Origin of the sequence: Haliscomenobacter sp. (assembly GCF_041740695.1) — a bacterium.
GTDB lineage: Bacteria > Bacteroidota > Bacteroidia > Chitinophagales > Saprospiraceae > Haliscomenobacter.
In genome coordinates, this window is record NZ_JBGSLK010000091.1 from 67612 (window position 1) to 93905 (window position 26294).

Consider the following 26294-nt stretch of genomic DNA (forward strand, 5'->3'; position numbering starts at 1 on the left):
TTTCATGATCCGTAGGTGTTAAAATTTTGGATAAAGATAAGCCTGGAGCACGTATTTTCACGCACCCCAGGCTTAATTAACCCACGATTTTTTTTGTGGGACTTGCGATGTTGTAAGCTATAGAAGCTGAAAAAAGACTGATGTTAAGATTTTCTTTTTTTCACCCAAAAAAACAGAATGGTAAACAGCACAATCAATATAGCCGGGAATAAGACCATGGTTCCCAAAGTAGCCTGACCGGCTACCAATTCCAGTTCATCACCTGTAAGTCCGGTTGCAGCCGCAGCTTTCTTATCGGCATCAATCCAACGCCCAATAATGGGCTGAAAAATTGATGTGGAGAACATTCCGACTGCACCGATAATCGACATCCCCAGGGCGCCACTGGCTGGTATTTTGTCTGCAATAAAACCAATCATATTAGGCCAGAAATAAGCGACCCCCAATGCGAAGAAAATTGCAGCCACATAGGCCATTGCTCCGGTTTGTGTACTGAAAAGAAATACTCCAATGGTAGCAAGAACTGCAGACCCAAGAAGGACCCCGGTCTGATCAAATTTGTGAACAACTTCTCCGCCAAAATACCTACATACAGCCATCAAACCAGTAACCAAGGCCAGAATCAACATGGGTTGAGCACCACTCTTTGCCAATATCAAACTCGACCACTGTTGCGGGCCAAACTCTGATATTGCGGTTAAGGCCATACAAACCATCATAAAAATGAACAATGGCGAAATCATCGCTTTAAGGTTCATCGATAAGCTGGCCTCTTCCTTGGTTTTAGCTACCGGCCAATCCTGGCCATAGAACAAGTAAGCATAGACCAGGGTAGGAAGTAAAATAACCCAAATCTGCGCCTCCCAACTAAAATTGGCATCAGTCATAAATTTTGAAACCAAACTACCGATGACTATGCCTCCGGGAAACCACATATGAAAACGATTCAACATTTTGCTCATGGTGTTGCCTTCAAAAGCGTCTGCAATCATCGGATTACAAGCCGCTTCCGTGCATCCATTTCCTATTCCAATGAGCAAGGTGGAAATAAGTAATGCAACGTAGCTGCCTGAATAAATAGTCATCAGAATACCGACTGCATGCGCCAAAAAAGCAAATTGCATAATGCGCTTGCCTCCAACTGTGTGATAAATTAATCCACCGATTACCATTGAAATTGGAAATCCGAGGAACCACATGGAGTTAATATATCCCAATTGTTCAGCTGACAAACCAAGCTCGTCACCAAGCTGGGGTAGAATACCCGCCCTGATGCTAAAAGACAAGGCAGTCGTGATAAGGGCAAAACAACTGCCGTAAAAAAGTCGTGATTTGTTGATCATAGCAAGACCGAGTTAAAAGTGTCTGTTGAATGTTGTTTGTTATAGACTTGTGTCAAACCTGTTTATAGTTTCCGCAATTTGATGTTGCGGAAGGAGATTCCATCACCATGGTCTTGCAGACCAATGTGTCCTTTGCGGAATGTGCCAAACTGAGGGTGATCTTTCCACTTGCTCTTGGGGATCAAGGCTTTCCATTCAGCAGAGCCCATCGTGGTAGAAACCACTTTTTTGCCATTCAGCCAATGTTCTACCAGGTCGCCTTTACACACCAGGCGTACTTTGTTCCATTCCCCGATCGGCTTGGCCGTTTGTGGGGTAGCCACATACATATCGTAGAGGCTGGAGGCCCGGCGGTTTTCAAATTTGGCATCGGGGTGGCAGTCATTGTCGATGAGTTGATATTCCAGCCCGGTCTGCCAGGGGTAGCGGATTTGTGCATCTTCATGAATGTGGTAAATAATGCCACTGTTGCCACATTTGGCAATTTTCCACTCGATGCGCAATTCGTAGTTTTCGTATTCAGCCTCAGTGATGATGTCGCCACCGCCACCTACCTGAAAGCCATCGGCATTTTTGTTGGATACGTCCAGATACAGCACTCCATCGGCTATTTTCCAGCGCTCACCGATGGTTTGTTTGTTGTAATTGCGCCAGCCTTTTGTCGTTTTGCCGTCAAAAAGCAACATCCAGCCTGCCGCTTTTTCTTCGGCAGTCAAGGTATTTGAAGCAACTGCAGGCGTAGCTTTTTCATTTTTCAGCACAAAAGCAGTACCCACTGCAAAGGCTGCGAGGATCACGCACAAGGATAGAAATCTGTTCAACATATGTTTAAGACTTTGAAAATGGCGGAATTGGGTAAAGTTTAAGTGTTGGTGAGTTCATGGAAAAATTTCGGATAATGTATTCGTCACACCAAGGTAAGCAATGAATTTTATTTTTTAAAAAGAGTTTAAGACAAAATATTATCGCGATTTTCTCATCAAAATTATCAATGCATGTTTTTAGTCGACAAAATGCAGAAATCGCTATCTTCCCAGCAAAAAAACATGCGGAATTTTTTTCTGTCCATGGTGTTCATGAGCCATGCTTTTTTGGCCCTTGCCCAAACCACTAAAGATCCCAATGCCATCATTCAGCCAGATTTGTTGGCCAATTTGAAATACCGCCACGTAGGCCCAAGCCGGGGTGGCCGAGCGACGGCGACTACCGGAGTGCGTCAGGAGCCCTTTACCTTTTACCTGGGTGCTACGGGTGGTGGGGTTTGGCGCAGCAACGATGCAGGCAATACTTGGGACAATCTTTCCGATGGCCAGATCAAATGTGGCTCCATTGGTGCGATTGCGGTAGCTCCTTCTGACCCTTCCGTCATTTATGTGGGCACGGGTTCGGCATGTCCACGGGGCAACATCTCTGCGGGAGTGGGTGTGTACAAAAGCACCGACAAAGGCAAAACCTGGGAATTCATCGGCCTGCCCAAATCCGGTATGGTTGGAAAAATAGAAATTCATCCCCAAAATCCAGATGTGGCTTTTGTAGCAGCACTAGGCAACCCCTTTGGCCCCAATCCCGAACGGGGCGTATACCGCACGACCGATGGCGGAAAAAAATGGGATTTGGTGCATACTGCCGGAGATTCCACTGGTTGTGTTGATCTGGTGATGGATCCCAGCAATCCACGCATCCTCTACGCCGCCATGTGGCGTGCCGAGCGCAAACCCTGGACCTTGCACGATGGGGGCAAAAAAGGGGGCATCTGGAAATCAGTCGACAGTGGGACTACCTGGAAAAAACTGGAAGGTGGCCTACCCACTGGCCTGCTGGGGCGTATTGGCATCACTGCCTCTCCCGTCAACCCCAATCGCCTTTGGGCCATTGTCATCACCCCCGACGACGCCACTTCCGGCCTGTACCGCAGCGAAGATGCTGGTGATTCCTGGACGCGGATTTGCCGCGACCACCGCTTGCAACAACGCGGCTGGTACTACAGCCACGTCACTGCCGACCCTAAAAACGAAAATGCGGTGTACATCAACAATGTCGACTTTATGAAGTCGATCGATGGGGGCAAAACTTTTGAAGAAATAAACGTGCCCCACGGCGACTGCCACGGCATCTGGCTCAATCCCGACAACCCCAGCATCATGATCAACTGCAATGATGGGGGTGCTACAGTGAGTTTGAACGGAGGCAAAACCTGGACCGACCAGCACAACCAACCCACTTCGGAATTCTACCGGGTTACGGTCGACGAACAGTTTCCCTACCTGCTTTATGCTGGTCAGCAAGACAACAGCACCATCAGTGTTCCTTCCCGCGATCCCGGGGGCCTGAGCGACACCGAGCACTGGCACGAGGCGGGTGGCAGCGAATGCGCCGATGTGGCGGTTAGCCCAACTGATCCGAACATCATCTGGGCAACGGCATACAGTGGTGAAATCACGCGCATGAATCGCGCCACCGGAGAGGTACGGCAGCTGACCGCTTACCCACACTACACCGAGGGCACCGAAATGCGCGACCTGAAATACCGTTTTCAATGGAATGCCCCCGTATTAGCTTCCAAACACCAGGCGAACACCATTTATTATTGTTCCAATTACGTGCACCGCTCCACCGACGATGGTCAGACCTGGCAAATCATCAGCCCCGACCTGACCCGAAAAATGGATCAATACCTGGGCATGCCCGGTGGCCCGGTTCAGCACGATGCCACGGGTGTAGAAGTTTACAGTACCGCTTTTGTGATTGAAGAAGCACCCCAAACCGCTGCTGAGCTTTGGGTAGGCAGCGACGATGGCCGCATCCACATCACCCGCGATGCAGGCAAAACCTGGACCGAGATCACACCCAAAGGCATCATTCCTTTTGAATGTACCATCAATAAAATTGAACTATCGGTGCATGCCCCCGGGCGGGCCTTTGTTGCCGTCCAAAATTACCGCAACAACGATTTCAAACCCTACATCCTGCGCACCAATGACTACGGCAAAAGTTGGCAATTGTTGACCGATGGCAAAAATGGCATTCCCAGTGGGCACTTTACCCGCGCCATTGCTGAAGATTCAGATAAAAAAGGTTTGTTGTTTGCCGGAACTGAGTACGGCATGTACATTTCGTTCGACGATGGAGCACATTGGCAATCCCTGCAATTGAACCTACCGTATACGCCGATCACTGATCTGGAAGTCCATCACGGCGACCTGGCCATGAGTACCCAAGGGCGTGGATTCTGGCTTTTGGAAGGTGTATCCGTTTTGGAACAATTGCAAAATGAACAAGCCAAAGCAGCTTTACACCTATACAAACCTCGCGACACCTACCGCACCAACGTAAGCGGCTACCGCGCAGTTTTTCATGCCCAACTTGCCGATGAACCCAGCAAGGATGTGGAAAGCAAAGTGGAAATTCTAAACGCGCAGGGAAAAGTGGTGCGCACTTACAGTTCCAAAGGTGAAGATCGCCGCAGGAAGTTGAGTTTGAAAAAAGGCTGGAATACTTTGTCTTGGGATTTGTTGCACGACGGGCCGATCAATGCTGAAAAGCTGGTGCTGATGGAAATGGGCGTTCCTATCATGGGGCCACCCGCAGCACCGGGTGATTATCAAGTCCGTGTTACAGTAGGGAAAGAAAGTAAAACCCAAACCTTTAAAGTGTTACCTGATCCACGTTGGAAAGATGTTCGCCAGGAAGATTATGTAGCACAGGAAAACCTGGCCTTGGAGATGCGCGACCTGATCAGCGACTCTCAACGCAAGATCAAAAATCTGCGCAGTTTGCGGGAGCAAATTGAGGATGCGGCTGGATTGGCCGTAAAAGCTGGTCATGCTGCCAAAATTAAGGATTTGGCTACCGAATTAGGCAAAGGTTTGACCGCCGTTGAAGATGAAATTGTCCAAAACCAGGCCGAAGCGGGCCAGGACAATTTCAACTACCCTCGTCGCTTCATCAACCACATCGCGCGGATTTACAGCGTGCTCATCGGAGATCACCACCGCCCTACGGGTGGGGTGCTTGAAGCTTATGCAGACCTTAAAAAGGTGTACGAGGGAATCTCACAACGGTATGATGTGGCGGTGAAAAACACCCTGGAGCGTTTTAATAAGGTGTTGGAAGAAGAAAAGGTGGCACGGGTGATTGATTTGAAGTGACCCAACTGAGGTGACTCTTGGGTGCCTTAGGTTTCTTAGACGGTGAAAGATTACCCTGCTTCGCAGGTTTTTTCTCTTTTTCACCACCTAAGAAACCTAAGACACTTAAGGAACACCTTAGAAATCATCACCAGCCCTGCATCCCGCCCGTATGTACCACACAAATCCGCGAACCTGCTGGAAAGTAACCCTGCTTCGCCTTATCCAGCACTCCCCACATCATTTTTCCCGTATAAATTGGTTCCAAAAGAAGGTCATACTTTTTCATTTCCACCAAAAAATCCAGCAACTCAGGGGGCGTTTTGGCGTAGCCACCAAAATGATAATCGGTAGCAATAGCCCAATTATCCCTATTTTTTGAATCCAATAACTGTTGAACTTCCGCCTTGTGGAAATCGCCTTTCAAAGCTGAAAACCCCAATGCAAAGGCTCGGCCCGCCAAACCCTGAATCACTCCCGCAAGCGTTCCGCCCGTCCCACAACTCAAACAGAGGTAATCAACCTGTTCTTGTGCCAAAATTTCCTCCGCCAGTTCGGCGCAGCCGCGCAAAGCCAGAGTGTTGGTGCCCCCTTCCGGTAAAATATAAGCTTGAGGAAATTGTTCCTGCAATTGGGCTAAAATGAATGGATCGTCTTTCCGTCGATAGGCTTCCCGAGACCAAAAATGCAGTTTCATCCCGCAAGAGGTGGCAAAGTCCAAGGTTGGATTCAAGGGCAAGACCTTCTCCCCTCTTATGATACCGATGGTATTAAAACCAAACAATCTTCCTGCGCTGGCGGTAGCAGCAATGTGGTTGGAAAAAGCGCCGCCGAAAGTGAGTAAGCTGGTATAACCTTCCGCACGAGCTGCGGCGAGGTTGTATTTCAGTTTGCGCCATTTGTTGCCACAAAAAGCCTGGTCGCCGGGTTGCGATTCCAGTTGTAATAAATCGTCGCGTTTGATGAAACAAGTGAGGTTCCGGGCTTCCAGGATGGGGTGATGGAAGGCTTGGAGTGGGCTGGGTGGGTGTTGGAAAAGAGCCTGCATGTTACTGGTTGAGAAAGGTTGAGAAAGTTGAGAAGGTTTAGGCTACCGCAGGCGGTTTTGACCATGTCCTTGTCTAAGTCGCTCGCGGTAGCCTAAACCTTCTCAACCTTCCTCAACCTCCCTAAACTTTCTTAATACCCAAATACCTCTTCCAAGCTCACTTCACGCAGTGCTCCGAAGTTTTCCAGGTAGTTCAGATCGACCTGAGATTTGCTGCCCATGACCAGGAAGGTATAAGCGCGGCCCCGCACATATTCTTCATGGAAAGCAACCAAATCCCGACTGCTCGATCGTTCGGTATGTTGATATATTTCCTGACGCATATCACCATGATGACCCAATTCCCGATTGGCGCGTGCCGTCCAATAGATCCGAGAAGGGATGATGCGCTCACTTTCAATGCGTTTCAGAATGGCCTGCCGGGCGTGTTCAATTTGAGAATCAACCACGGGCATTTCATTCAACAATTGTAGGAAAGTAGGAATGGCATCCGAAAGTTTATCGGGCTGCGTACCCACGTAGGCTTGCAGGTAATGCGCCCAGTCCCGTTTGCGGGGCGAGCTGTAAAAGGCATAAGTGGAATAAGCCAAGGCTTTGGATTCCCGAATTTCCTGAAAAACAATTGAGGAAAGCCCCAATCCAAAATAATCGTTGAACAGATCGCTGCTCAAGTGCTCATCCATGTTGAACTGCGGGGTGCCTTTGGATACCAACATCACATCCGTTTGGACAATCGGAAAATCCAAAAATACCACCTGATTTTCTTTGGTATCCAACTGGTTGAATGCCCGAGAAGGAACCGCTTTTTTCAGTGGTGTGGTAACCCGGTGGTGCGTTTCCAGCAAATTGGTTACCTCCGACATTGGCATTTGACCGTAGTAGTAAATCTTATGCTCAAAGCCACTCAGGTCTTTGATTTTTTGGCAAAGCTCATCGGCCTCCAATTGGCGCAATTCTTCTACCGCCAGGCGATAAGTAAAAGGAGAATCGGTGCCGTAACGAGCGTAATTTCCCAAGGCATTGCGCAAAACGATATTCCGGTCTTTTTTAGCATTGGCCCGGTGGGTCAGTGCGTCGGTGACGACGTTTTGCAGAATGGCTGTATCCGGTTGAAGATTGCTGATGATGTGCTCCAACAATTCCAGCCCCTTGAGCATATTGTCTTCCAATCCACTCAGGGTCATGTAAGTATAATCGTCGTCGTTGCTGACTTCGAAGCTCAGGGCCAAACGATATAGCTCACGTTGCAAGTCCGCAGAACTGTAGCGACTTGTGCCCAAATAAGGCAGGTATTGTACCGCGATGGCCAATTTCCGGTCACTGTTTTTTCCCATCGGAAAGATGTAATCGAGGCGGAAAAGCGAGTTATTGGGATTGCGGACATAATCTAAATGTACGCCCGATTTGAGGGTAGTGGCTTGAATGGCCGTTTCAAAATCGACAAAAACGGGTTCAATCCGCGGAGTAGTGATGTCCAAAAAAGCTTGTGCGTAATCGGAAACGGAGTCCCGATTGAGTTCCACTGCGGTGATTTCAGGTTTTTCAACCTTGACCACATTAGAATCTTCCGCTTGCACTTTATTTACTTCAACGTAATTGTCCTTAAAATGCTTTTGGGCAAATTCGACAATCTGTTCCTTGGTAATTTTAGCAATGTCGCTGATTCGGCGGGTGTAATGCTCCCAATCCATCCCGAGTATAAAACTGCTGGTCATGGCATTGACCCGGGCACTATTGGATTCCGAAGCCATAATTTGCCCAAGTTTGTAGTCGTTAATGACCGCTTCCACCATCCATTCGTCAAATTCACCACGGCAAATTTTCTGCAATTCGCCCAGCAGGATGTCCTTGACTTCCTCCAGGGTTTGGCCTTCCCGGGGTTTGCCATACAAACCAAAAACGGAATAATCCTCATAAAACCAGAACCAGGATTCCGACTCCAATACTTTTTGCTGTTGGTTGACATTGAGGTCGAGCAAACCCGCCTGATCATTGTACAAAAGTGTGCGGATCAGCAAGAGGAAAAGGGTATCCGCCGATTTGGCCTGATCAAAACGCCAGGCCAGCATGACGAGCGCCGGTTCTTGCCCATAAACAACCTTCAAGACGGGTTCCGTCAAAGGTGGCTGTGGGGAAAAAGTGAAAGGTGGAACATCTTTTGCTTCGTAGGTTCCAAAGTATTTTTCAGCCAGTTCTACTACCTCCGCAGGATCAAAATCACCCGCCATGGCCAGAGCCATGTTGTTCGGTACATAGTAAGTTTGGAAATATTTCTGGATGTTCACCTGTGAAGGGGTGCGCAAATGTTCTGCTGATCCAATAGTTGTCTGAGTGCCATAGGGATGTGAAGGAAAAAGTGCCTCCCGAATCGCAGTATTGACTTTGCGAACATCCTTATCCTGAGAAATATTGAACTCCTCGTAAACGGTCTCCAATTCGGTATGGAACAAACGAAGGGCCATCATCCGAAAACGTTCGGATTCCAGCTGCATCCAACGCTCCAATTCATTGGCGGGGATGTCGTTTACATAAACAGTTTGTTCAACCCAGGTGTAGGCATTGGTATCTTTTGCGCCAATGTTGCTCACCAATTTATCGTACTCGCTGGGAGCGGTCAATTTGGCAGCTTCAAAAGAAACCCGGTCAATTTCGGCATAAATACGCCGCCGTTCAGCTTCGTCCTGGGTAGCGCGATGGGCTTCATACAAATTAGAAATTTGCTCCAGCAGTACTTTTTCTTTATCCCAATCCAGTGTACCAATGCGGCTAGTGCCTTTGAATAACATATGTTCCATGTAGTGGGCCAAGCCTGTAGTTTCCGGTGGATCTTGTTTGGATCCTGCCCTGACCACAATATTGGTGTACACTCTTGGTTCATTTTTATTTACACTCAAAAACAATTGTAAGCCGTTAGAAAGGGTATAGCGTAGAACTTTCAATATATCGTCAGGGACGGTTTTGAAAGCGTATTGCATTTTTGCGTCAATCATCTCTTCTCCAGATTATTTTTATAAAACAGCATGTAATATAATGCATTGAACCGAAGAATAGTTTTTTTCAAACTTAAACAAGCTCATATCGGGTCATTATTGTCCCCACACAAATCGGGCCAAAGCGACTTTGATCTTCGTTTTACTGCCTTATCCCCTTACAATTGGGCTTTTGGGCTTTGTTCATTTTTTTTTCATCCGGCATGAGCTATATTCGCCTAATCACTCCACTACCACAACTTTCTGGGGGTGTTTTCTATCTCAGCCATTGGCTTATCGTACCTCAATTCGGGATAAGCTTAATTAACCAAATCCAAATTTATGCAACTTAGGCAGCTATTTACCCTATGCTGTGCAGTTTTTGCTATGTCTCTCCCTGCACAAACCCTTGATCTCAAACCGCTCAAAAACATCAAACCACGCAACATTGGCCCATCCGGCATGTCTGGGCGGGTAACTGCCATTGATGTGGTACAAAGCGAGCCCGACCACATTTACGTGGGTAGCGCTTCGGGCGGAGTATGGAAGTCCGAAAGTGGCGGCATCACCTGGACGCCCATTTTTGACGATCAAAACATTCAATCCATTGGTGCCATTGCCATCAACCAATCCAATCCAAGTGACATTTGGGTCGGTACGGGTGAGGGCAATCCGCGCAACTCTCAAAACTTCGGTTTGGGTATTTTTCGCTCACTTGATGCCGGGAAAACCTGGAAAAACCTGGGCTTGAAAGAAACCAAAACCATCCACCGCATCATCATTCACCGCGATAATCCCAATGTGGTTTTCGCTGGTGCGCAAGGTTCAGCCTATGGCCCCAATGAGGAGCGGGGCGTTTACCGCACCAAAGACGGGGGCAAAACCTGGGAGCGGATCCTTTACGTCAACAACCAGACTGGTGTAGCTGACATGGTTGTTGATCCCAGCAATCCCAACAAAATCATCGTGGCCATGTGGGAATATGGCCGCAAACCCTGGACTTTCAACTCGGGTGGAGCTGGCTCCGGCATCTACGTGACCCACGATGGTGGCGACACCTGGGAACGCCGCAGCGACGCCGACGGCTTGCCCAAAGGAATGTTGGGTCGGGCCGGTTTGGCGATTTCCCGCTCCAAACCCAATATCGTTTACGCTTTGGTGGAAGCCAAAGACAATGCACTCTACAAATCCACCGATGGTGGCAAAAAATGGAGTGTAGTAGCCACCAAAAACATTGGCGACCGTCCCTTTTATTACGCTGAAATTTATGTTGACCCCAAGAATGAAAACCGCCTCTGGAACATCTTCTCTTTGGTAACCAAAAGTGAAGACGGAGGTAAAACTTTTGAGACCGTACTCCCCTACTCGGGCGTACACCCCGATCACCACGCATTCTGGATTCATCCCGATGATCCAAATTACATCATTGACGGCAACGACGGTGGTTTGAACATCTCGCATGACGGCGGGAAAAGCTGGCGCTTTATCGAAAACATTCCAGTTGGCCAGTTTTACCATGTCAATTACGATATGTCAATTCCCTACAAAATCGGGGGTGGCATGCAGGACAATGGTTCCTGGGTAGGCCCTAGTGCGGTTTGGCAGGCGGGTGGAATCCGTACCAGCCAGTGGCAGGAAGTGTTTTTTGGCGATGGTTTTGACCTCGGTTTCCGCCCCGACAATTCACGGTACGTTTACGCCATGTCGCAAGGCGGGAACGTAGGCTATGTGGATACCGAAACGGGCAAAACCCAGTTCATCAAACCTACTTCGCCCAATGGCACCGAGCTGCGTTTCAACTGGAACGCTGGCTTTTCGCAAGACCCTCACAATACCTGTGGGGTGTATTTTGGCAGCCAGTTTTTACACTACAGCAAAGATTGTGGCCAAAGTTGGGAAGTCATTTCTCCCGACCTGACCACCAACGATACGTCCAAACAAAAACCACACCTGAGTGGTGGTCTGACCCTGGATGCCACCAATGCTGAGAACCACACCACCATCCTGGCGATTGCACCCAGCCCCAAAGACGCCAAGGTGATTTGGGTGGGTACCGATGATGGCAACCTGCAATTGACCCGCGACGGTGGCAAAACCTGGAGCAATTTGATCAGCAAATTGCCCGGTTACAAGGCGGCCAGTTGGATTCCCTACATTGAAGCTTCGGCGCACAATGCGGGGGAGGCCTTCGTGATTGTGAACGATTACCGCCGCAACGACTGGCGACCAATCGTGTACCATACCAGCGATTATGGCCAAACTTTCCGTAAAATCGCGGATGAAAACAAAGTAAGTGGTTTCAGTTTGTGCATTGTACAAGACCCGATTGAGCCCAAATTGTTGTTCCTGGGCACCGATCACGGCCTGTACCTCAGCATCGACAAGGGGACGACCTGGACCAAGTGGACCAATGGCTACCCCAGCGTGCCAACTGCGGATATGAAAATCCATTCGCGAGATCACGACCTGATCATCGCTACTTTTGGCCGGGCCTTCTGGATTCTGGACGACATTCGCCCCTTGCGTGAAATTGCCCGTACGGGCGGCAAGGTGCTGGAGCAACCTTTCAAAATTTTCCCCGTTCCTGATGCCTATCAGGCGGCTTTCAAATCTTTTGAAGGCATCCGCTTTTCTGCCGACGGGATGTTTGCGGGGGAAAACAAAGCGCCTGGTGCCTGGATCACTTTGTGGGCACCTTATGTGAAACCAGCTGCTGCGCCCGCTGGCGCCAAACCGGCGGCCAAGGAGGAAAAACGCGCCGAGCGGGTAAAAATCATCATCCTTTCGAGCACAGGTGACACCGTACGCACCTTTAGTCCACGGATCGACACGGGCATGGTGAAGGTGTACTGGCCCTTGAACCGCAATGGGGTGCGCCAACCCAGCCGCCAGGAACGCCGCCCGGACGAAGATGCCCCCAACGGCCCACAAGTACTACCTGGCACGTACAAGGTAGTAGCCATCTGGGGCAAACTCAAGGATTCGACCTCGGTAACGGTTAAATCTGATCCACGCCTTGAGGTCAAAATGGATGACCTGAAAGCCAAAGACGCTGCGTACCGCGACTTTGAAAAAGTGATCAAAAAAGCCAGCGAGGGTTTTGACCAACTCAAGGAGGCCCGCAATACCATCCGCCGCGTAGATGCAGCCCTGGCCAATGCGCCCGATAGCACCAAACAACAATTGGCTAAGCTGAGTAAAGTGCTGCAAGACAGCTTGAACGTGCTGGAACGCCTCTACACGGAGCCCGAAGACATTAAAGGTATCCAACGCGACGACGACAACCTGACTTCGGCGCTTGGCCGTGCCCAGCAGTACATCAACGCCTCAGAAGGCACACCGAACCAAGGTGCCCAACGTATGCTGGCCCAAGCCCGCAAACAAACAACGGAGGTGCTGGCCCGGATCAATAATTTCTTCAGTACGAAGTTTGCGGATTATCGGAAGAAGGTAGAAGTGGTGCAGTTTTCTTTGTTTAAGCCGTATGTGCCGCTGAAAGTTGAGTAAAGTCTATATAACTTAGGTGATTCTTAAGTGTCTTAGGTATCTTAGGTGGTGAAGAAGAAGTTTTTTTTCACCACCTAAGAAACCTAAGACACCTAAGGGACACCTCAGTAAAATGTCCTGCTAAGCTACTTCGAGTGCCTGCAACCAGCCCTGACGCTCAAATAAGTCTTGCACATCTTTCACAAAGCGCTGCCAATCGAAGTTGGCGATTTTCTTTTTGGGAAGCCATTCCAGCATGGTGTCGATGTATTTGGTGGCCATTAGGTGTAAGACCTCTTCAGGGGTGGATTTTTGCACTTCATCGTAGGAGAGGCGCATTTGGGTGGAAAGTTCTTTACGTTTGGGGCGATAGCTGAAATCGTCCTCGTGGATTTCGTTTTCAGCATGGGTAATAATATAAATGAACGCAACACCTACAATATCACCATAGTCGCTCAGCTTTAAATTAGTTTTTAAGGTATCTTCTATTGTAACCACATTGTCAATGGCAACTTCATCTGAAACTTGGTGCCAACTTATACTCGAAACGACAAATGGATCTCGCATGATTACTGTTTTGGGTTTACAGGGTTGGGGAATCCAATAATAAATTGATTACTTTGGAAATTGGTTCCTTACCAAAGGCAAAGTTAAATAAAATTCTTAAAAGGTGAATTTTATCGTCTAAAAAATGAATGTCTCAGAAAAAGATACTTCCCGCAATGCGTTATTCACCCAGGTAAAGGGAGTAATTAAGTCTTTGGGGCTTGATCAAATGGTGCTTGCAGAAAAATTAGGGGTTAATCAGACCAATATTAGCAAAGCCCTGAATGGTGGCAATGAAAAGACCTTTCAACGCATTGTCAATCTGCTTGAAAATGAATATGGTGTCACTTCTTTGAATCAGCACCTGGAATCGGCGGTAGGGAATGATATCGGCGAGATCAAAGCCGAATTGCAGGCTATTAAGGGTACTTTGGAGGAATTAAAGATGATGATTGGGAGGTTGGAGAAGTAACCTAGGGCATCCGCTACCTTGTGAGTCCGACATAGCCCAATTAAAAAACGGGAATAGGAAACAAAACATAAGGGTTCACAACCCTTCTTTCTACAGACATGCTCCCTTTTGAGTGCTCTATAAATTTGTATTCAAAGATAAGGTCAAACGGTAAGCATAAGTTGCTCCTTTGTGGTGTATCCTGGTAAAATTGCTTTAAAATGTATACGGTTTTTTTATCCTCTAGTTTTTCTTTTAACTGCTGAATAATGCTAATGTTCATTGTTAAATAACATACAGGAACCATGTAGATGTTGTTCTTTTTGTTTATCCAATCGAGGCATACTTCCGCGTTCTTGGCATATTTTTCTTCTAATTTTTTCATAACAGCTTTATCAATCTCAACAGACGATCGGAATTGCGCCAATTCATAGCTTAACAAAAATGTAATCATCTGATTTCTACGCTTCAAAAATCTAGATGCGCTATTTATTCTTTCTCTTTCCAAATATTTGTTCAAATAACTAGGCGATATAGTAGTGTTGAAAAAATTGTATGTTGGATTTTTAAGCAATTGGTTGTTGTAAAAATAGACATGATCACAATAGTCGCTATCTGTCCAAAAAACTGGCTTGGGGGTGGAGTCTCTAAAGTTATAATAATCAATGTTTATTTGCTTTATGAGTGCATCTATATCTACTTGATATCTTTTTGATGCAGATGTATTGCCCTTCCAAGGTTCCGAAACCCAAGAGGGTAATGCATCTGCATTAAAAATTCCATACGTTGTCTTATCTTGCTCTTCATTATTTGAACAGGTGTAAAATATCAGGCAAAGCAAAAGCATGGAATACCTCATTGTTTCAGCCTATTTGAGAAATTATCAATTGGTTTTTGGTTATTGTAAAAAATGTGCAAAATTTTACGGTCGTCCTCCTGTTACAGCTTTTCAAAAGTTACCACACCGGAATATCTTGGATCAGAACAAAAGGATTTAATAACTCCCTACGAACAACTATATCTCCTTCTTTACCCATTTCAAAGTCATATCGAATGATCAAATCAAATGCCTTACAAGGATCATCCCCACCAATGGCTGCATAAAAGCCATTAATCGTATGGTTGATGGTTTTTAAAAGCAAAAAATTAGCGAAAAAATAACAGTCATAAGCTTCTTTCTTTCCGTTTCTAGTCGAATAGTAATGATTTTTGCATTGTTCATGGGGCTTTTTATATTTTTGATACAACCATGCCCATTTATTCTGGTCAGTTGAAAAAAATAATCTGCTAGAATCCCAAGGGTACAAATCAGTTTTAGAAATGAAATCAGCTAAGTTTTCAAGTTTTTCATCGGATAAAGATGAGCTAATCTTCAAGCCAAACTCTCGCACACATCTTTCTTTTATCAGGAACTGATCTACAAAAGGAGCCTTTTCAAATTCATCAGCATGAATTTCCCAAGCAGTGATCCGATGACAAATTGAAGGGGTTTTCCACTCTTCAGGTAGATCCTCCCGTAAGAGAAAACGGTTGTGAATTTGGTTGGCACTGGTAATAACAGCATCTAAATCCAATAATGGAAATGGGTCAGTACAAGGCAAATCCGCACTGGTTTGAGTCCTTGCCTTTGAATAAGCATTTGATTCTTTATTTTGGCACGACATAATCAAGATTAAACCGAGGAAAAGAGCTATCCGAGTTATAACAGAATATGGGTTCATTTTTTTATCTTTTTTGTGAAATTACGGCTACAGACAAAAAACCTCTAACTGGTTTTCACCGAGAGGCTTAAGTCTTTCCATTCTAAGTTTCAAGAGGAACGTTGATTCAAGTCAAATCGTGTAGATAATAGTACAATTCTCGCGATCCGTACCAGCGGCAGCACGATGTTTTTCATTGATTTTGAAAGACTTGGGCTAGCGGAGGTGCTGGCGCGCATCAATAATTTCTTCAGTACGAAGTTTGCGGACTATCGGAAGAAAGTGGAAGCGGTGCAGGTTTCCTTGTTTAAGCCATATACCCCATTGGAGGTGGAATAAAGTGCTTATCTTACTGAGGTGATTCTTAAGTGTCTAAGGTTTCTTAGGTGGTGAAGAAGGAGGTTCTTTTTTCACCACCTAAGAAACCTCAGAAACTTAAGAATCACCTTAGTAATGATGCGCCAACGACGCCGCTTAAAGCAGGCTTAATTTTTCATGCAAAAAAACGAATTACATCTCACCCACGGAACCATCTCCTACCACCAATATGGAAATGGCCCCCACCTCTGGCTCGCCTTCCACGGCTTCGCTCAGGATGGAAGTGTTTTTGCAGCCTTAGCCCCTTATTTGCCCAAAGATGTCTGTTTGATTGCGCTGGATTTGCCCTGGCATGGGGCCTCCACTTGGGAGAAGGACTGTTTTTCTTTGAGTGACATACAGGAAGCTATTGATTTGTTGTTGGCCGAAAAACAGCAGTTGCGGTACAGCGCCTTGGGCTTTAGTTTTGGCGCTCGGCTTTGTTTAGCCCTGGCTCAAGTGGAAGCGCCACGTTGGGAGCATTTGGTTTTATTGGCCCCGGATGGATTGCCGCGCCGTGGTTGGTATGCTTTTTTTGATCACTTACCGTTAGTCCTCAAAAAACAAGTGGTTCGTTGGTTCGATCGGTCTGAGCTGTTGCTGAAGTGGGCGAACAAACTCTATGAATGGAAATGGTTGGATGCTTTCAGCGTGAAATTTGTGCGCCAGCACCTACAAACGGAAGCTACTCGCAAGCGCTTAAAAGGCATTTGGCTTTCTGCCGCCGCTTTTCCCACTCTACAGTCAAGCTGTTCCTTATTGTCTGCAAAGCCTGATCGAACCGTGCAGCTCATTACAGGGGAACGTGATGCGGTGATCCCGCCTGCTTCCTTTGCCCATCTGGCCCAACGAATCCCCCAACTGCAATGGACAAGTATTGCCGAAGCCGGGCATGATTTGTTTCATGCCGCTGTTTTGCCCCAATGGGCCTCAGGTTTATTCAAGGATTCGCACGCGGATACCCATCCAGAGTGACAAGGTATTGATGCGGTCGCGGCTAGGTCCAAATCCATCCGAAAAATGGCCGAGTGAATGTTGGTAGGTTGGTTGAGCAAATAGACTCCAGCGGTCGCTCATAAAATGTTCTACGCCCAAGCCCAGGTTGCCAGTGATGTAGCCGTTTTCTTTCACCGAGCCGCCTTCCAGGATTCCACCCGAGGTGTTGTCGAAGGGAACATCCCGCATCTCTGGTTTTAATGGCCCAGGGTTGGAAGAAGTGGTGGTAATGAAATAGGACGTCGAAGCAGCAACCTGCAAGGAACCTCCTATCACTGCATACAAACGGGAGCGTTTGTGCAAGAAGAAATTATAACGTGCGTGGAAAGGAATATTGATGATGTCGAGGGCAACCTGATTGAACGAAGCTTTGGTATAGCCTTGATCTAAACTACCCTCGAGTTTTATGATCTGGCGAGGATTGTAAGGCTTCGCTGCATAAATCAAACCTGTACCCAATTCCCAACGGCCTCTTTCTGCTGAAAAAAGAATCCCTCCACTGTAGCCCAAGGCATAGCGGATGAACGCGTCGGTGCGGTTCTCTTCGTTGGCGGGTGTAATGATTTGATTGTAATCCGAACCACCAAACATGGCCGCACTCAAGAGGGTCTTTTTGCGGAATGGTTTCAGGGTATTGGCTTCAAAAATGTTCAGGCGTCGTGCCGATACCGCATTGGAACGTTGTTGGGCTAAGGGGGTCAATTGATTGCCAAACACGTAGTAATTGGACATGGCCTCAGCCTGATTGGGGTCTTCAATTGGTAGTTTTTGAGCTTCCAACTCAGGCGTTTTTCCAGCCAGGGTTAGGTTGGCAGATTCCAGTGTAGAGAGTACCTGGTGGTTGGGGTGTGATACAATTTCAACCTCGGGCGCATTGTAGGAAAATACCTGATCATGGCCTTTATTGTCCTGACGGATGTTGCGGCCTTGGCTCAAATTATTTTTAGGTGCCTTTGCGGCAGAGTGGTTCGTGGTTGTGGGTGGATTCAAACGTCCAGCAATTGCCTGCTGCTGAGGCGCGGTATTTTGATCAGGAAAAGAAGGTTTATTTTCTGGATTGGATAGTGGCAATTGGACAAAAAGCAATAAGGCCAGCGTAAAAACCAAAACTTCGCCAAATTTGGAACCTAGGATAAGTTTGCGCAAATACAAAGCCTCCTCCATCCGACGGCGCAACCGCGCCCAATGCCGAGGTGCAGCCCCCACATTGAAATGCCGCATTTGTTGAAGTACTTCCCGGTCGAAAGCCGATTCAGCGGCATTCACAGGCTCAAGTTCTTCATCAAAAGACATGGCTTCTTCCATCCGTTGCCAATGGTCGGCACGGAACTCCGGATTCAGGTTCTCCAGTTTTTCGCGAATGAGTCGGTCAAATTGCGGCTGCTCCATTTTCGTCGTAGTTGCGAGACATCAACATCTCTTTCAGTTTGAGGCGCGCCTTCACCAGGTTAGACCGGGAGGTGCTTTCGGTAATGTTCAAAAGGTCGGCAATTTCCTTGTGGGAATAACCTTCCAAGATGTACAGGTTGAAAACGGTTCGGTATGCAGGAGTGAGTTGTTGGATGGCTTCCAGGATTTCCTGTTGGCTGCACATGCTCACGGCATCGGCGTCTTCTACGCTCAGTTGGACGGCCTGATCGATATCTTCAGTACGGCGACGGATACTTTTGCGGTAAAAATCAATGGCCGTATTGACCATGATGCGCCGCATCCACGCCGTGATTGAAGTACCTGGCTGAAATTTATTCACATTTTTGAAAACCTTGATAAAGCCTTCGTGCAAAATGTCGAGGGCATCTTCTTCTCCGTTTGAGTAGCGGAGGCAAACGCCCATCATTTTACCGTAGTACTGCTCATACAAAGCTTGTTGTGCCCAACGCTCTCGCCGTACACAGGCTTGTATCAAGTCGTCTTCTCCATAGTTGGCAGGCCATGCTATCTCCATAGACCACGAAAATTTATCCAAGCTACAAAGATTATTCCACACTGCCAATAGCCTTCTCAAATTGGGTCGGTAAATCGACAATTGGGGAACGTATCGGGATTCCAAAATGCTGCTTAGTGCAGCATAGATTTAGTGGAATAAATACTCCATTTTTTAACGACAAACGGCACGCTCTTTGTGCAAAGAGCGTGCCGTTTGTAAAGAGGTGACCACACTACTGGACATTTTTATTTTCAGATGCGAAATGTCCAGCAGTGTGATAGGTGACTATTAGTCCTCCTCCTCGTGTTGCTGTGCTGGCGTGGTCAGTACTTTGTAAAAAAAGTACGTAGTGAAAGCAGCCACCGTAATATTTGCGCCAAGATACATGATCAATGCAGTTGTATTCATGGTAATAGTTTTTTGAATGATTAATGCGTGAATCTACCTTCGCGTTGGCGCTTGCGGTAAGCCACGTATACCAATACCGCAATCCCTATCCAAATGGCCAAAAGCCCAATGCGTGCGATGTTTTGGTACAAAATTGTTTTTTTCAGGTGGGCAATCACGGCGGGGTCAGTAGCCTCAGCAATTTGAGCGTACAGACCAGTGTTCATGATTTTTTCCCAGTTCGCAGGCATACTTGTAAACAATACCCAACCCAGAATAACTGGGGTCACGTATTGAATGATGTACTTGAAAACAATCGGTACTTTGATGTCGGCACCGCGGGTGATTTCTTCCCAGCCTTTTTTCATGCCAAAAACCCAAGCAAAAAGGATGATTTCGAAGAAAGCAAAAACAACCAAGGATACCGTACCGGCCCAGTGGTCGTATTCGTCGAAGACGCCATAGTTGAAGAACAAGACAGTAGGTAGTCCCAAAATTCCTACAGTAGCCCCAAAAGCCCAGGCGGCACGTTCTCTTTTCCAGCCAAATTCATCCTGCAGGAAGCCCACACAAGGGGTTCCCATGGCCAGGGATGAAGTAATGCCCGCAAAAAACAACAAACCAAACCACATCACACTGGCCATAACCGCCAGGAATGGGCCCCATTGTTGGAACAAAAACGGCAGGGTGCGGAAACCAAGACCCAAACCACCCACTTTATTCACCAGTTCCAGCATACCATCTACGCCAAAATAACCAACGGTAATTGGAATAACGATGGCACCACCTAAACACACTTCGACAAATTCGTTCATCCAACCCGCACTCATGGCGTTGAGTGCTACGTCGTCGCGGGATTTGAGGTACGAGGAATAACACTGGATACTACCCATGCCCACCGAGAGGGTAAAGAAGATTTGCCCGGCGGCGGCCAGCCAGACTTTGGGCGACCAGATGGTGGAAAAGTCGGGTGTCCAGAGGTAATTCAAACCTTCAGTACCTGCATACAAGGCATTTCCACTGCCAGGCTGCAAAGTCACCCCACGAATGGCCAGAATAACGCCAAACAGGATCAACAAAGGCATACCAACTTTGGCTACTTTTTCTACTCCACCACTCAAACCGCGGGACAAAATCCAGGTATTGAGCACCAAACAAATGACCCAGAAAATGATCGGCTGGGCATCACTTAAGCTGGTATAATTCGTAAAGAAGTTGGCCACTTCGTCGCGGGTTTGCCCATTGAAGGTACCCGATATTGAGTGCCAAACGTAACCCAAAGTCCAACTTTCCAGGTAGCAATAATAAGCTGCTACGGCCAGGTTGGTAAAAATACCAAATACCCCGATGTATTTCCAGAAGCGGTATTTCGACATGGAATCAAGGATAAAAGGGGTACTGTGGTGGCCGTATTTACCACCAAATCGTCCCATCGACCATTCCACAAACAACAGTGGAATACCCATCAATAAAAAACAGACGAGGTAGGGAATGATGAAAGTACCACCACCGTTTTGGATGGCCTGTACGGGGAAGCGCAGGAAGTTACCCAGACCTACCGCGTTGCCCGCCATGGCCAGTACCAGGCCAACTCGGGAGCCCCAGGATTCTGTATTGCTACTACTCATACCATTGTGAAGGTTAGTGATTGAATAAGGTTTTATTGGTAAAAATGAATCAAATTTAAAAACTATTCCGCCACATCATACTTTCTACTGGTTTTTCTGTGCGTTGATTGTATTTGGCGTCGGTTTTGAGGTTGTAGTAACGTTCGATTTCTCCTTCCACGGCAAAATAAATGAGTTGGCCGATGGGCATCCCCATGTAAACCCGTACGGGTTGGGTGCAAGAAATTTCGAGGGTCCAGGTATTGCAAAAACCTACATCACCTTTGCCTGCGGTGGCGTGAATGTCGATGCCCAGGCGGCCCACGCTGGATTTGCCTTCGAGAAAAGGGACGGCATTGTGGGTTTCGGTGTATTCCTCGGTTACGCCCAAGTACAAAATGCCGGGGTGTAGTACAAAACCTGTTTCGGGTATTTCGAAGTGTTCTATTTCGTTGTGTTTGCGGGCGTCCAGGACTTGGTCTTTGTACATGGCCAGCCATTTGCCCAGGTGTACATCGTAGGAATTGGTGCCCAGACAGTCGCGGCTAAAAGGTTCAATGACGATTTTTTTTGCCTCAATTGACTCTAAAATCTTCTTGTCCGAAAAAATCATGTGTTCGAGTGGTTTTCTATGGGGCGATAAAAAAATAAGTGTTCATTTTGCCAAAGGGTTAGATGAGTAAACAATTCATTTCAAGTGTCTTATCTAATCCTTTGGCTCAGAAAAAATGGACACTTATTTTTGCCCCACTACTATGAAGGCGGCAAGGTACAAAATTAAATTTTACGACAAACTCCGCCACAACATGATGCTGCGGTCGTCACTGGCGGAAACCAGAAGATCGTCGTGCGTTGACCAGAGCAAGGCATTGACCGAATTGACGTGGCAATGATCCCGGATGGTGTTCAATACTTTGTTTAACTTAAAACTTTCAGCATCCCAGATTTTGATGGTTCGATCGCGGCTGGCGGTGGCAAACAGAGTGCCTGTGGGGTTAAAAACAATGTCATTGATGGTAAACAAGTGGGCAGCTTGTGAATTGAGCAAATCCAGGTTCTCGGCATCCCAAACGTTGAGCAGGGCATCCCTGCCACCACTGACGAGGTATCGGCCATCGGGGCTGTATTGCACACAAAAAACCGAGTGGTTGTGCGCTTTGGGGATACTGGCTTTGATTTGAAAGGTATCAATGTCTACAATGTAGAGGTTATGGTCGCTGGCCCCTACTGCAATTTCCTGGCGGATGGGGCAGTAAGCCAATCCACGCAGGCTTTGGTGGCTGAGTTGAATGCTCTCCAGGGTACGGGCAGTGTGGATGTCCCAACGCGTCAAGATGCCATCGCCCCCTGCGGTAAACACCTGCTCCCCTATGCGCAGGATGCGGTAAACACCCTTGCGGTGGTGAGCGATGTTTTTGGTTTGCTCGGGTTCGCTCAGGTCTACCCAATGCACCCCCCCATTCATGTTGCCAACCACAACTTGATTGAGATCGGGCAAATGTAAAAGGGAAAAAATTTGGGTATCCACTTTGGCGATCAATTTGCCCAATTCGGGTGCTTCCAGGTCCCAACGCACCACCCAACCCTCCCCTGCTCCGGAAAGGAAAAAACGGGAATCATCCGTTGGACTCAGGGCAAATACCGCAGCATTGTGACCGGTGAGTACGGCATGGCGTTGAAGAGGTAAGGAAGAACCCATATTTTTCTTGGCTTTGATGCGCTTTTTTGACAAAAAATAACGGTGAAAAATTTAGTTATTTGCAACAATTAGCGCTTACGACTAGCGGCAGCGCCGCAAAACGTCTGTAGATTTAGTGCATGATACCAGCGTACAAGGTGCAGCGCACCGAAACATTTCGCGAGTATTGTTCCGGTGCGCTGCACCTCCATGCTGGATTTTTGTCCTTTTTCTACAGACGTTTTGCGGCTCTGACGCTGGTCGATGCGCTCAAATATATGCATATAGACCAGAAATGCCAATCGTTAGTCAACATCAAGATCAGAGTACCTACGCCATCTGGCGCATTGAAGAATCCGAAGCGTGGTTTTTGGAACAGTTGCAACTCAGTGCCGCTGAGCATGCTCAGTTGGAAGCCATTAAAGGTTGGCGAAGAATGGAGTGGTTGGCAGTTCGCCAGCTGGTGGCAGCATTGGTTCCGGGAGCTGAAAGGGCTATCCTAGTCAAGGATGAATACGGCAAGCCACATTTACACAATAGCCCGCTGCATGTTTCAATCAGCCACTCCCATCAGTTGGCGGCAGCGATGGTGGGAAAAAAAGTGCTAGGCATTGACATTCAACAAATAGTCGAAAAAATCGGGCGGCTGGCCCCACGTTTTTTAAGTCCACGCGAACTGGCGTTTATCCATCCAGCCGAACACCGCATCGCCCACCTACACGTATGTTGGTGTGCCAAAGAAGCGCTGTACAAGGCTTATGGAAAACGGGAAATCGATTTTTGCGACCACCTTCTACTCGATCCTTTTGACTATCAAACAGAAGGTGGCTCATTTCAAGGGCGGGTCATCAAGGACGAATTTGAAGCCACTTTTGCCTTAAAGTACAGTAAGTTTGAAGATTGTATGTTGGTGACTGCCACTATTTTGGAGGTATAATCACACCAATTCCTCTTCCCAGTCGCCATCTCCTAATTGCAAATTGGCCAATTCATGCATCACGATAGATACGGTTACGGCAGCTACCAAAGTACCTACAATCGGTCCAATGATGGGCACCACAAAACAAATCCGCAGGATAATCCCTGCGGCTAGGGCGATGCCTGGAAAACGCAGGGAATATTTAAAACTGTCCTTGATTTTTAGACCAAACATTTCATTGTAGTTGTCCAGAATCAGGACGCCCATAAAGAAGCAATGGATAAAAAACAGGATGGGTTCTTTGAGCCAGGATACCACCGGAGTAGCCTTAAGGATGGGTTCAACAATCGCAACCACAATCCCTTCTACCACCATACAAATCACGCCCAATACGGCGATGCGAATTTGAGCTTTGACGAAATCATTAAGGCGGGGTTCCCGCATTTTATCTTTTAATAAAATGTCTACTGCGCGGTGAGTAACGTGGAAAATGAAAATTTCGAGCAGAATCAAGATGCCATAGCGAAATCCTTCGTCGGTGAAAAATTCCCATTGGCTTTTGACCAGATTGTCCACAAAGTTGTCCATGGAACTCATCAGCGCCATTGCATTGGAAGTATCTACTGCGTTCATGGACTCAAAAACATTCCCCAGGGTTTGGAGTCCGGCAATAATGCCCACCAAAATCAAAATTTTGTTCACCCAGCCATACTTCAAAAAACCTTCCCAAAGCCGGTTTTTGCGAAAAAAGCGAATGGACTCCGGAATGGAATGTATAGTGTACAAAAATTGATTGAAATGCTCTTTCAGGTAGGTACGCAAGTTTGACATAATATGGTACTTGATTAATCATTCGGGATAAGTGTTCCTAAAGATAGCGAACAAAATACCTTTGATCCCTGCAAATTCCGATCAGCTCGGGTTTTTTTTGGATCAAAGCGCATTTCTTTTGAGCAAAGGAACGGAAACTAAATAAAATAAACATTTGACTGACTCTTTTTTAATTTTGCTGCGTTACTCGTCAGTTGCGTAGTTCACTATGCGCCTTCCTCGCGCCTGGCCAAATCAAAAAATAGCCAACTCAACTCGTTTACTTTATTTAATTTCCGTTCCTAAGACGAGATAAAACGGCGATTGGTTACGATTGATGTACTTAACTTTTGAGCAGCAGTGTCTTTTTCAGCTTCTCCTTTTCCCGGCAGTTTTAAGAATTTTTGTTGCTGTCCTAGGTTTTTCACCATTGTTGCTATCTTGTACGCTGAAACCAAATTACAGAACTGCACGAGATGGAACAAACGAACACCAAAACCGCTTCCCCACAAATGACCCTGAGGGAGCAATTGCCGGTATGGATTGTTGTCGGCGTAGCCTTGTTTATTAATTTTCTGGCCTATGGCCTGCATGTTTTACCCGATCTGGTTGCCACCATTGCCCGTTGGATTGGCCTGGCTGGACTGGCTTATTTATCCTACCGCCGAGGCAGCATCACCACCTGGATTTTGTTTGCGTTGATCCTGGGTGCCGAAGTTGGGCATACGCTCCCTGGTGGTGCCGACTGGTACAATGTAATGAGCAAAGTGTTCATCAAATTGATCAAAACCATTGTTGCGCCTTTGATCTTTGGTACACTGCTGGTGGGCATTGCCGGGCATTCCGACATGAAAGCGGTAGGCCGCATGGGGCTTAAAGCCATCATTTATTTTGAAATTGTGACCACCATTGCCTTGGTAATCGGGTTAGCAGCGATCAATATCACCAAAGCAGGCGAAAACCTGCCACCCATGCCAACTACCGAAACACTCCCGGAAGTACGGAAGCCGATGACTGGTCCGGAGATCGTTTTGCATACTTTTCCTGAAAACCTCATCAAATCGGTGGCCGAGGGCGAAATCCTGCAAATCGTTGTCTTTTGTTTGATTTTTGCTTTTGCGATGACGCAAGTTTCTCCAGAGCGCCGTCGTCCTTTCTTGACCTTTGCGGAGAGCTTGTCGGAGATCATGTTCAAATTCACCAACATCGTCATGTACTTTGCGCCTTTTGGGGTAGGTGGGGCAATTGCCTACACCGTGGCCAAACTGGGCTTGGGTGTTTTTGCCAATTTAGGGCTGTTGTTGCTCACCTTATATGGTGCATTGATAGTATTTGTTCTGGGGGTACTGCTCCCCGCTGCATTGATTTTCCGTATCCCCGTTCGGCGATTTTGGAAATACGCCAGCGAACCAGTCACCATCGCTTTTGCTACGACCAGCTCGGAGGCTGCGTTGCCCAAAGCCTTGGAAAATATGGAGAAAATGGGAGTTTCCCGTCGGGTAGTTTCCTTTGTTTTGCCTACTGGGCTGAGTTTCAATCTTGATGGTTCTACTTTGTACCTGTCCCTTGCGGCTATTTTTGTAGCGCAAGCGGGTAAAATTGAAATGCCCATCGGCGCCCAAATCACGATGTTGCTCACGCTCATGCTGACCACCAAGGGGATTGCTGGGGTGTCGCGTGCGTCTTTGGTGATTCTGACCGGAACAGCCGCTTCATTTGGTTTACCAGACTGGCCCATTGCGGCCATCCTGGGTATTGATGCCCTCATGGACATGGGGCGTACTGCCACCAACACGCTGGGCAACTGCTTGGCTACGGCCATTGTAGGCCAGTGGGAAGGAGAGACCAACTTTGTGGATGAAGAGCCGGTTGCGCAAGTTTAGAAAGTTGAGAAGGTGAGGGAGGTTGAGAAGGTTGAGGCTACCGCAGAGGCTTAGACAAGG

Annotated in this window: 20 protein-coding genes; 7 read left to right on the top strand and 13 right to left on the bottom strand. The window is 47.3% G+C overall.

Features of this window, described 5'->3' with window-relative positions; translation table 11 throughout:
* Positions 1 to 143: 143 nt before the first annotated feature.
* Positions 144 to 1343 carry a sugar MFS transporter gene (locus ACEW9O_RS18265; RefSeq protein WP_373551625.1) on the bottom strand — a complete coding sequence of 400 codons (1200 nt, stop codon included), beginning with the start codon at positions 1341 to 1343 and terminating at the stop codon, positions 144 to 146.
* Between the two features lie 62 nt (positions 1344 to 1405).
* Positions 1406 to 2167, bottom strand: coding sequence for a DUF1080 domain-containing protein (locus ACEW9O_RS18270; RefSeq protein WP_373551626.1), 762 nt, complete (start codon positions 2165 to 2167; stop codon positions 1406 to 1408).
* Between the two features lie 222 nt (positions 2168 to 2389).
* On the opposite strand from ACEW9O_RS18270, the gene ACEW9O_RS18275 reads away from it, so the two are divergent.
* The gene (locus tag ACEW9O_RS18275) at positions 2390 to 5491 is read left to right on the top strand and encodes a glycosyl hydrolase (protein ID WP_373551627.1); all 3102 of its coding nucleotides are present in this window, start codon (positions 2390 to 2392) and stop codon (positions 5489 to 5491) included.
* A gap of 127 nt (positions 5492 to 5618) precedes the next feature.
* Here the strand turns inward: ACEW9O_RS18275 and ACEW9O_RS18280 are convergent, their stop codons facing one another.
* On the bottom strand, positions 5619 to 6518 hold the full coding sequence (locus ACEW9O_RS18280) for a 1-aminocyclopropane-1-carboxylate deaminase/D-cysteine desulfhydrase (RefSeq protein ID WP_373551628.1): 900 nt from the start codon (positions 6516 to 6518) through the stop codon (positions 5619 to 5621).
* Positions 6519 to 6649: 131 nt separating this feature from the next.
* Complete coding sequence (locus ACEW9O_RS18285; protein WP_373551629.1) at positions 6650 to 9508, bottom strand: M16 family metallopeptidase; 2859 nt, start codon at positions 9506 to 9508, stop codon at positions 6650 to 6652.
* A gap of 321 nt (positions 9509 to 9829) precedes the next feature.
* Between ACEW9O_RS18285 and ACEW9O_RS18290 the strand changes: the two genes are divergently transcribed.
* Positions 9830 to 12994 (top strand): hypothetical protein, encoded by a 3165-nt coding sequence (locus tag ACEW9O_RS18290; RefSeq protein WP_373551630.1) that lies wholly within the window; start codon positions 9830 to 9832, stop codon positions 12992 to 12994.
* Between the two features lie 120 nt (positions 12995 to 13114).
* Here the strand turns inward: ACEW9O_RS18290 and ACEW9O_RS18295 are convergent, their stop codons facing one another.
* Positions 13115 to 13540 carry a hypothetical protein gene (locus ACEW9O_RS18295; RefSeq protein WP_373551631.1) on the bottom strand — a complete coding sequence of 142 codons (426 nt, stop codon included), beginning with the start codon at positions 13538 to 13540 and terminating at the stop codon, positions 13115 to 13117.
* A gap of 124 nt (positions 13541 to 13664) precedes the next feature.
* Here ACEW9O_RS18295 and ACEW9O_RS18300 point away from each other — a divergent pair, with 124 nt between their 5' ends.
* The gene (locus tag ACEW9O_RS18300) at positions 13665 to 13991 is read left to right on the top strand and encodes a helix-turn-helix domain-containing protein (RefSeq protein WP_373551632.1); all 327 of its coding nucleotides are present in this window, start codon (positions 13665 to 13667) and stop codon (positions 13989 to 13991) included.
* Positions 13992 to 14031: 40 nt separating this feature from the next.
* Here ACEW9O_RS18300 and ACEW9O_RS18305 read toward each other — a convergent pair whose 3' ends face one another.
* Both ACEW9O_RS18305 and ACEW9O_RS18310 read right to left on the bottom strand, forming a co-directional pair.
* Positions 14032 to 14829 carry a hypothetical protein gene (locus ACEW9O_RS18305; protein ID WP_373551633.1) on the bottom strand — a complete coding sequence of 266 codons (798 nt, stop codon included), beginning with the start codon at positions 14827 to 14829 and terminating at the stop codon, positions 14032 to 14034.
* Positions 14830 to 14926: 97 nt separating this feature from the next.
* Positions 14927 to 15691, bottom strand: a complete 765-nt coding sequence (locus tag ACEW9O_RS18310; protein ID WP_373551634.1) for a hypothetical protein — start codon at positions 15689 to 15691, stop codon at positions 14927 to 14929.
* A 165-nt stretch (positions 15692 to 15856) separates the two neighbouring features.
* On the opposite strand from ACEW9O_RS18310, the gene ACEW9O_RS18315 reads away from it, so the two are divergent.
* A complete protein-coding gene (locus ACEW9O_RS18315; protein WP_373551635.1) occupies positions 15857 to 16009 on the top strand; it encodes a hypothetical protein in 153 nt (50 codons plus the stop codon).
* 156 nt (positions 16010 to 16165) lie between these two features.
* Complete coding sequence (locus ACEW9O_RS18320) at positions 16166 to 17002, top strand: alpha/beta fold hydrolase (protein WP_373551636.1); 837 nt, start codon at positions 16166 to 16168, stop codon at positions 17000 to 17002.
* On the opposite strand, the gene ACEW9O_RS18325 is transcribed toward ACEW9O_RS18320, so the two are convergent.
* From ACEW9O_RS18325 to ACEW9O_RS18345, 5 genes are all read right to left on the bottom strand, one after another.
* Positions 16964 to 18412, bottom strand: coding sequence for an outer membrane protein (locus ACEW9O_RS18325; RefSeq protein ID WP_373551637.1), 1449 nt, complete (start codon positions 18410 to 18412; stop codon positions 16964 to 16966). The genes ACEW9O_RS18320 and ACEW9O_RS18325 overlap by 39 nt on opposite strands.
* A complete protein-coding gene (locus ACEW9O_RS18330; protein WP_373551638.1) occupies positions 18393 to 18968 on the bottom strand; it encodes an RNA polymerase sigma factor in 576 nt (191 codons plus the stop codon). The genes ACEW9O_RS18325 and ACEW9O_RS18330 overlap by 20 nt, the downstream gene beginning before the upstream one ends.
* Positions 18969 to 19378: 410 nt before the next feature.
* Positions 19379 to 20965, bottom strand: a complete 1587-nt coding sequence (locus tag ACEW9O_RS18335) for a sodium-dependent transporter (protein ID WP_373551639.1) — start codon at positions 20963 to 20965, stop codon at positions 19379 to 19381.
* Between the two features lie 55 nt (positions 20966 to 21020).
* Positions 21021 to 21557: a dCTP deaminase gene (gene dcd / locus ACEW9O_RS18340; RefSeq protein ID WP_373551640.1), complete on the bottom strand. Its 537-nt coding sequence runs from the start codon at positions 21555 to 21557 to the stop codon at positions 21021 to 21023.
* A 171-nt stretch (positions 21558 to 21728) separates the two neighbouring features.
* Positions 21729 to 22643, bottom strand: coding sequence for a WD40 repeat domain-containing protein (locus ACEW9O_RS18345; protein ID WP_373551641.1), 915 nt, complete (start codon positions 22641 to 22643; stop codon positions 21729 to 21731).
* Between the two features lie 274 nt (positions 22644 to 22917).
* Between ACEW9O_RS18345 and ACEW9O_RS18350 the strand changes: the two genes are divergently transcribed.
* Positions 22918 to 23559 carry a 4'-phosphopantetheinyl transferase superfamily protein gene (locus ACEW9O_RS18350; RefSeq protein WP_373551642.1) on the top strand — a complete coding sequence of 214 codons (642 nt, stop codon included), beginning with the start codon at positions 22918 to 22920 and terminating at the stop codon, positions 23557 to 23559.
* Here ACEW9O_RS18350 and ACEW9O_RS18355 read toward each other — a convergent pair whose 3' ends face one another.
* Entirely contained in the window at positions 23560 to 24372 is an 813-nt protein-coding gene (locus tag ACEW9O_RS18355) for a hypothetical protein (RefSeq protein WP_373551643.1), read from the bottom strand.
* A gap of 455 nt (positions 24373 to 24827) precedes the next feature.
* Here ACEW9O_RS18355 and ACEW9O_RS18360 point away from each other — a divergent pair, with 455 nt between their 5' ends.
* Positions 24828 to 26234, top strand: coding sequence for a dicarboxylate/amino acid:cation symporter (locus ACEW9O_RS18360; protein ID WP_373551644.1), 1407 nt, complete (start codon positions 24828 to 24830; stop codon positions 26232 to 26234).
* Positions 26235 to 26294: the final 60 nt, after the last annotated feature.